Annotated in this window: 1 pseudogene; it reads left to right on the top strand. The window is 40.2% G+C overall.

The annotated features are described in order from the left end of the window. Positions 1–261 (top strand): annotated as a pseudogene (locus tag QP415_RS12075) (transketolase); the annotation flags it as partial.

Consider the following 261-nt stretch of genomic DNA (forward strand, 5'->3'; position numbering starts at 1 on the left):
ATTTGTGGAGATGGCGACCTGCAAGAAGGCGTTTGCCAAGAAGCATCTAGTTTCGCTGGCCATTTAAAATTAGGGAAACTAATCGTTCTCTATGATTCTAATGATGTTCAACTCGATGGGCCAACCAATATGGGCTTTACTGAAGATATTGAAATGAAGTATAAAGCTTATGGATGGCATTATCAACGTGTTGAAGATGGCAATGATATGGAGGCCATCAATGAAGCCATTGAAAAAGCTAAGGCTGAAACCGATAAACCT

The organism is Pauljensenia sp. UMB3104 (assembly GCF_030217285.1).
Classification (GTDB): domain Bacteria; phylum Actinomycetota; class Actinomycetes; order Actinomycetales; family Actinomycetaceae; genus Pauljensenia.